Here is a 6,588-nt window from a genome sequence, read left to right on the forward strand (position 1 = left end):
GCTCGTCGGCGGTGAACCCCGGACCGTCGGTTGCGATCTCGAACAGGATGCCGTTCGGCTCGCGGAAGTAGAGCGAACGGAAATAATAGCGCTCGACCTCGCCGCTCGACGGCAGCCGGAACTCGGCCAGCCGCGCCGTCCATTGATGCAGCGTTTCCTGGTCCGGCGCCCTGAAGGCAACATGGTGAACCGCACCGGCACCTTGCCGTGCCGGCGCCAGTCCCGGCTGCACCAGGACATGCAGCTCCGCCGCCGGCCCGCCCTCGCCCATTTCGAAGACGTGAACCTGGCCCTCCGGCGAGGCATAGTCGCGCGCCTTGCGCATGTTCATCACCGTGGTCACCACCGCCTCGGTGTTGGTGATGTCGGGAACGCTGATGACGATCGGCCCGAGCCCGCGGATCTGGTGCTCGGCCGGTACCGGGCTTTGCGCCCAGGGATGGCTGCCGCCCTTGCCGCCATCGCTGACCAGGCGCAGACGCTGGCCCTCGGGATCTTCGAAGTCCAGTGACGCATAACCGCCGATGTCGCCGATCTCTCCTGTTGCCAGGCCTTCGTCGGTCAAGTGTTGCTTCCACCAGGCAAGGCTCTCCTGGCTGCCGACCCTGAGGCTGGTCCGCACGATGCTGTGCGTGCCGCGCCGCTCGCGGCCGACCGGCCAGTCGAAGAAGGTAAGGTCGGTGCCCGGTGTCGCTTCGCCGTCGGCATAGAAGAGGTGGTAGGCCGAGGTGTCGTCCTGGTTTACGGTCTTCTTGACCAGCCGCAGACCCAGCACCTTCGTATAAAAATGAAGATTGCCAGGCGCATTGGCGGTGATGGCGGTCAGATGGTGGATACCTGTCAGTTGCAAGCTCATCGTCGTCTCCCTGCTGTTGGGGAACAATTTTCTCCCTCCATATCAGAACTGCGGTCACCCCGCTGAAGGCCTCGTATTCCGACAGTCCGTCGCCGGAAACTGAACAGCGGCGCCCAGAGCACGTCGTCGCTATGAACAATCGGAAGTCGCGAACCTGCCTTCGGCACCGTTCTATGCGGCGAAAAGCGATGCCTTGCCTGCGTCGCGCGCACTGGTCGCAACTATCGTCTCGCGCCTGACATCCTCCTGACAGACTGCTGTCAGGAGGGGTATGCGATAGTACCTCCATACAGAGAGAGGAGACTGGCCATGAACGGTTACACCATTCTGCGCGGCATGCAGCACTATGTCGGCAAGATCCGCACGATGCGCAACGAGATCCGCACCCAGCGGTTCATGAACTCGCTGCCGGCGGATATTCGCAAGGATATCGGCTGGCCGGACATGTATGCGGACCGTGGCCCTCGGGGCAATTGAAGCCAATTTTTCGACCCGGCGATTGGATGTGGGCGCGTCAACGCCCAGATAACAGGTCCGGTGCGTGAGGATGGGAGCGAGCCTATGCCCGAACAGAAGACGATCGGTTTCCTTTTCATCGAAGGTTTTGCCGACTGGGAGTATGGGCTGCTGGCGGCCTCGGCGGTCGAATGGTTCGGCGCCCGTGCCGTGTCGCTGACGCCTGATGGCAACCCAGTGACCGGGATCAGCGGCTTTCGGCTGACGCCCGATCGATCGGCCGGGGCGGATGAGAATGATGATCTCGACGCCATCGCCGTGATCGGCTCCGATGAGTGGGCCGGCAAGGCACCGCCCGATGTTGCTGATCTGCTCAATGCTGTTGCATCGCGCGGCGGCGTGGTCGGCGGCATCTGCGCCGGCACGCTGGCGCTAGCCCGCGCCGGCCTGTTCGAGAAGGCCAGGCATACGAGCAATGGCCGCGACTGGATCAATGGTCATGAGGCCGGCTATGCCGGCGACAGCCTCTATCAGGATGTGCCGCATGCCATGGCCGACGGCAAAATTGTTTCCGCGCCAGGCTCGGCGCCGGGCACCTTCGCGCTCGCCTTTCTGAAGACGCTCTACCCCGAAAGAGGCAGCGATCTCGCTCGGATGCGAACGCTGTTTGCCAAGGAGTATGCTGAAGCCTCCTGACAGTATGCTGTCAGGAGGGCCGTGCAATGGTGCCAGCTTAGGGCACCCGTGCATCGGCGGTCGAAAGGACGATCGATGAAGAGTTGGAACGACAGACTGAGCACACCAGGCATCAACGGCGTCAAGCCGACGCCGCGCACGATGGCCGATGTCGTCGAAGGCCAGCCTATGCTGGTGCCGACAGCGCGCCAGGTCGATGATTTCATCCGCTCGATTCCCGAAGGCGTCGAGATGGATGTGCGTGCGCTGCGTACAGCACTTGCCGTCGAGCATGGCGCCGAAGTGACATGCCCGGTCACCATAGGCTATCATCTGCGCACTGTTGCCGAAGCCGCCAACGAGGACCTCCAGCGCGGCATGACGCCGAGTGACGTGGCACCGTTCTGGCGCGTGCTCGATGCGAAAACACCGACGACGAAGAAATTGTCCTTCGGCGCGGAGTTCGTCGCCGCGCAGCGCAAGCGCGAAGGGCTGAAACCATGAGGCATGCCGCCCAAAAGTGTTCTGCGGTTTTGGGATAACGGCATGCGCGAAAACACGATGCATGCCACCCAGAGGTGGACCGGTTTCGGGCGGCATGCATAGAGACAACGCCGAGGGACCATACGATGCGCCGCGCCGACAGGCTCTTCCAGATCGTGCAGCATCTGCGCGGTGGCCGATTGGTCACCGCCCAGAAGCTCGGCACATGGCTCGAAGTTTCCGAGCGAACCATCTATCGCGACATTGCCGATTTGCAGTCGACCGGAGTGCCGATCGACGGCGAGGCCGGCGTTGGCTACATGATGAGGGAGGGTTTCGACCTTCCGCCGCTGATGTTCACGCGTGACGAGATCGTCGCGCTGGTCGCCGGCGCCCGCATGGTGCGTGCCTTTGGCGGTGCCGCCATGGCGCGGGCCGCCGACGAAGCGCTGGTCAAGATCGGCGCCGTATTGCCCGATGCGGAGAAAGACCGCATCGCCCGCACCGAGATCCACACACCGATGTGGGTGGTCAGCGACGCCGCCCGCGAGGCGATCGACCTGATCGAGCGCGCGGTCGAAAAGCGCCAGGTGCTGACCATCGACTATTCCGACGAGGCCGGCCGCGGCACCGCCCGCGATATCCGCCCGCTCGGCCTGTGGTTCTGGGGCAAGGTGTGGACGCTGGTCGCCTGGTGCGAGATGCGCGACGATTTCCGCGCCTTCCGCATCGATCGCATCGCCTCGGTGGTCATCGCCGGCCGCATCTTCAAGCCGGAGCGCGGCAAGCAGCTTGCCGACTTCTACCGCGCGGTGGAGCGCAGCGAGGACTATGGCATGGCGCCGGACCGCGCCGCGCGAAGCTGAGACCCGACGCAGTTAGAAAAAAGCCCGCTCGAAGCGGGCTTTTTCTTGGATATCAGACAACCTCACTCGTCGTCGTCATTGTCCGTGTTCTTCGACTTCAAGGCCGAGAGCTTGGCGAACACGGCGTTGGCGTCGAGTTCGGCGTCCTCGTCCTTCGGCTTCTCGGGAGCCGGCACCAACCGCTCGGTCAGGGCCGCCGGCAGCAGCGTGTCGCCGACCGGCTGCGCCTGTTCGCGGCCGCGCGAGGCGCGGTTGACTTCCATGTCGAGGTCGATCTGCGAGGCGAGACCCAGCGTCACCGGGTCCATCGGCTGCAGATTGGCTGAGTTCCAGTGCTTGCGCTCGCGGATCTGCTCGATCGTCGACTTGGTGGTGCCGACGAGACGCGAGATCTGCGCGTCCTTGAGCTCGGGATGGTTGCGCACCAGCCACAGAATCGCGTTCGGCCGGTCCTGGCGCTTCGACAGCGGCGTGTAGCGCGGACCCTTGCGCTTGGATTCGGGCACCCGCACCTTGGGGTCCGAAAGCTTCAGGCGCTGGTTCGGGTCCTTCTCGGCACGGGCGATCTCGTCGCGGGTCAGCTGTCCGGTCATGATCGGGTCCATGCCCTTGATGCCTTGCGCCGCTTCGCCATCGGCGATTGCCTTGACCTCGAGCGGATGCAGTCCGCAGAACTGCGCGATCTGCTCGAAGGAAAGTGCGGTATTGTCGACCAGCCAGACGGCGGTCGCCTTGGGCATCAGCAGCGTATTGGCCATTTTTACAAATCCTTCTCGTTCGCCCGCGTTCCCGCGCGGGCGGTGGTTTAGAGCCACCAAAATGGGAAATTCGCGGTCTGTATAACCGCTCTCGGGTCCTTTCGCAACGTTTTTGGAGCAAAGACCGGAAGCCGTGGGTACTTACCGAAAACGTTCCGCGCTCTTGAACAGAACGACAAGCTGGCTTCGCTGGCGAGTTCCGGTCTTGGCAAAGATCGGTTGAGATAGGGGCACCCCTGTCATGCCGGAGCCGCTGCTTCCATCAGGGTTCGCCCTTGTGAAAGCGCCGAGCCAAGATGCCATGCAGGAAACCGAGGTCAACCCTGCTCGATGGCCGGTATCGGTTGGGACGGTCGTTGATCTCCCGCCCAAAACGACAAAACCCGCCGGACTGGGTCCAGCGGGCTCGGAACCGCGACAAAGTTCGTCTGGTGCGGCTCTGGCTTCCACGGCTTGGGCCCGCCGGAGCGGACCAGGACGTGGCTTTAGATAGCCCTGCGGGCGATCTTTTCGATGTCGGCGCGGTTGATGCCGAGATCGCTGAGCTGACGTGCGTTGAGACGGTTCAGTTCGCGGACGGTCTCGGTGTACATACGCCAGTTACGGAAAGCGCGGATCGGGTTCATGGTAGTCCCTCCAGAATGATGTTCGTTTCGATGGTGCTCAAATAGGCGTCATCGATGAGGACTTGAATGGCTGATTTTGCATAGCAATGATGCAAATGCTGCATTGCAGCATTAAGCTTCTGTTCATCTTGTGGGCAGCGAGGCGCTGACCTCGCGCGCTGTCAGCCTACGTCGAGCACGATCTTGCCGATATGCTCACCCTCTTCCATGCGCTCATGCGCCCGCCAGGCTTCGCTGAGCGGGAAGATCATGTCCATCACAGGGGCAACCTTGCGCGTGCCGAGCAGCGGCCACACCTGCGCTTCCAGCGCCGCCGCGATCGCCGCCTTGAACTCGACGGTTCGCGGCCTCAGCGTCGAACCTGTGTGGGTAAGCCGCTTGACCATGATCTTCGAAAAGTCCGCGCTTGCGACAGCGCCGGCCTGAACGGCGATCTGGACGATGCGGCCTTCGACCGCCGCGGCCTCATAATTGCGCGCCACATAGTCGCCGCCGACCATGTCGAGGATGACATTGGCGCCTTTGCCACCCGTTGCCTCCTTCACCGCGGCGACGAAATCCGCCTCGCGATAATTGATCGCCCGGTCGGCGCCGAGCTTCAGGCAGGCGTCGCATTTCTCCTTGCTGCCGGCAGTGGTGATGACATAGGCGCCGAAGGCGGAGGCAAGCTGGATTGCTGTCGTGCCGATGCCGGACGAGCCGCCATGGACGAGCAGCGTCTCGCCTTTCTTGAGGCCGCCACGCTCGAACACATTGTGCCAGACGGTGAAGTAATTCTCCGGCACCGCCGCGGCTTCGGTGTGGGTGAAGCCGGCGGGCAACGGCAGCACGCTCCCTGCATGGACCTTGACATATTCGGCATAGCCGCCGCCGGGCGTCAGCGCACAGACGCGGTCGCCAATGCGCCAGCGTGATATGTCGTCGCCAAGGGCGGCGACTTCACCCGATGCCTCGAGGCCCGGCAGGTCGGATGCGCCGGGCGGTGGCGGATAGGCGCCTTTGCGCTGCTGGACGTCGGGCCGGTTGACGCCGGCGGCATGCACCTTGATCAGGATCTCGCCGGGGCCGGGCTGCGGCACGTCGCGTGTTTCCGGCTTCAGCACCCGAGGGCCACCCGGCTCCGAGATCGCGATGGCCGTCATCCTTGCCGGAATTTTCTGTCCGCTCGCCATGAGATTTCCCGTCTTTCCTCGCCGTTGTCCGATCGGCTGTTTGCATCGACGCCCCTGCCCTATGTATGCTGATTGCCAAATCAGGCAAATGGCCAATCTGGTCTTGGCGGAGGAGGAGCGACGATGGCGATCTTCGACGACGAACCCAAGAAGAAGGCGCGCCCGCACGAGATCGGGCAGGACCTGTCATTGCTTTCCGTCAGCGACTTGACTGAGCGGATCGGCATCCTGCGCGACGAAATCGCCCGCCTGGAAGCCGAACTCAAGGCCAAGGACACCACCAAATCCGCGGCCGAAGCACTGTTCCGCCGCAGATAGGCGCTCGGGCGTAAAGCCCGCCGCCGAAAAGCCCGAATGCGACTGTCTTCAGACCCAGCGTCCCCGCCAAACCTGAGCCGGATCAACCAATGTTCGCAACCTACCGACCGATCCTCTCGCTGCTTCGCGGCACCGCTTTCCTGCTCGCGGCATCTGGTTTGCATGGGCTGCTTCTGCCCCTGCGCGGTCAGTTGGAAGGCTTCTCGACCGCATCGCTCGGCCTGATGGGCACGGCCTGGGCCGGCGGCTTCGTCACCGGCTGCTTCTTCGCACCGCGCATCGTGCGCCGCGCCGGCCACGTGCGCGCCTTTGGCGCCTTTGCCGCATCCGGCGGCATCGTGGCGCTGCTCACCGGGCTGATCATCGACGAGTATGTCT

The 6,588-nt window shown here is 63.5% G+C and carries 9 protein-coding genes and 1 pseudogene; 6 read left to right on the forward strand and 4 right to left on the reverse strand.

Annotation, left to right across the window (positions count from 1 at the left end):
* A partial coding sequence (locus EN969_RS11690) for a VOC family protein (RefSeq protein WP_127419138.1) occupies positions 1 to 856 on the reverse strand: 856 nt, incomplete at its 3' end.
* 309 nt (positions 857 to 1,165) lie between these two features.
* On the opposite strand from EN969_RS11690, the gene EN969_RS11695 reads away from it, so the two are divergent.
* The 4 genes from EN969_RS11695 to EN969_RS11710 all read left to right on the forward strand — a co-directional run bounded on the left by EN969_RS11695 (position 1,166) and on the right by EN969_RS11710 (position 3,336).
* A complete protein-coding gene (locus EN969_RS11695; protein ID WP_013529241.1) occupies positions 1,166 to 1,333 on the forward strand; it encodes a hypothetical protein in 168 nt (55 codons plus the stop codon).
* Positions 1,334 to 1,417: 84 nt separating this feature from the next.
* Positions 1,418 to 2,008, forward strand: a complete 591-nt coding sequence (locus tag EN969_RS11700; RefSeq protein ID WP_063169159.1) for a DJ-1/PfpI family protein — start codon at positions 1,418 to 1,420, stop codon at positions 2,006 to 2,008.
* A gap of 75 nt (positions 2,009 to 2,083) precedes the next feature.
* Positions 2,084 to 2,491 carry a hypothetical protein gene (locus tag EN969_RS11705; RefSeq protein ID WP_063169160.1) on the forward strand — a complete coding sequence of 136 codons (408 nt, stop codon included), beginning with the start codon at positions 2,084 to 2,086 and terminating at the stop codon, positions 2,489 to 2,491.
* Positions 2,492 to 2,616: 125 nt separating this feature from the next.
* Positions 2,617 to 3,336, forward strand: a complete 720-nt coding sequence (locus EN969_RS11710) for a YafY family protein (RefSeq protein ID WP_013529238.1) — start codon at positions 2,617 to 2,619, stop codon at positions 3,334 to 3,336.
* 62 nt (positions 3,337 to 3,398) lie between these two features.
* On the opposite strand, the gene EN969_RS11715 is transcribed toward EN969_RS11710, so the two are convergent.
* The 3 genes from EN969_RS11715 to EN969_RS11725 form a co-directional block, all read right to left on the reverse strand.
* Positions 3,399 to 4,094: a DUF1013 domain-containing protein gene (locus tag EN969_RS11715; RefSeq protein WP_013529237.1), complete on the reverse strand. Its 696-nt coding sequence runs from the start codon at positions 4,092 to 4,094 to the stop codon at positions 3,399 to 3,401.
* Positions 4,095 to 4,579: 485 nt separating this feature from the next.
* Positions 4,580 to 4,720 carry a DUF1127 domain-containing protein gene (locus EN969_RS11720; RefSeq protein ID WP_013529236.1) on the reverse strand — a complete coding sequence of 47 codons (141 nt, stop codon included), beginning with the start codon at positions 4,718 to 4,720 and terminating at the stop codon, positions 4,580 to 4,582.
* Positions 4,721 to 4,881: 161 nt separating this feature from the next.
* On the reverse strand, positions 4,882 to 5,892 hold the full coding sequence (locus EN969_RS11725) for an NAD(P)H-quinone oxidoreductase (protein ID WP_013529235.1): 1,011 nt from the start codon (positions 5,890 to 5,892) through the stop codon (positions 4,882 to 4,884).
* A 123-nt stretch (positions 5,893 to 6,015) separates the two neighbouring features.
* On the opposite strand from EN969_RS11725, the gene EN969_RS11730 reads away from it, so the two are divergent.
* The gene (locus EN969_RS11730) at positions 6,016 to 6,210 is read left to right on the forward strand and encodes a DUF1192 domain-containing protein (RefSeq protein WP_063169161.1); all 195 of its coding nucleotides are present in this window, start codon (positions 6,016 to 6,018) and stop codon (positions 6,208 to 6,210) included.
* Positions 6,211 to 6,299: 89 nt separating this feature from the next.
* A pseudogene (locus tag EN969_RS11735) lies at positions 6,300 to 6,588 on the forward strand (MFS transporter); the annotation flags it as partial.

The organism is Mesorhizobium sp. M7A.F.Ca.CA.003.01.2.1, assembly GCF_003998945.1.
Classification (GTDB): domain Bacteria; phylum Pseudomonadota; class Alphaproteobacteria; order Rhizobiales; family Rhizobiaceae; genus Mesorhizobium; species Mesorhizobium ciceri.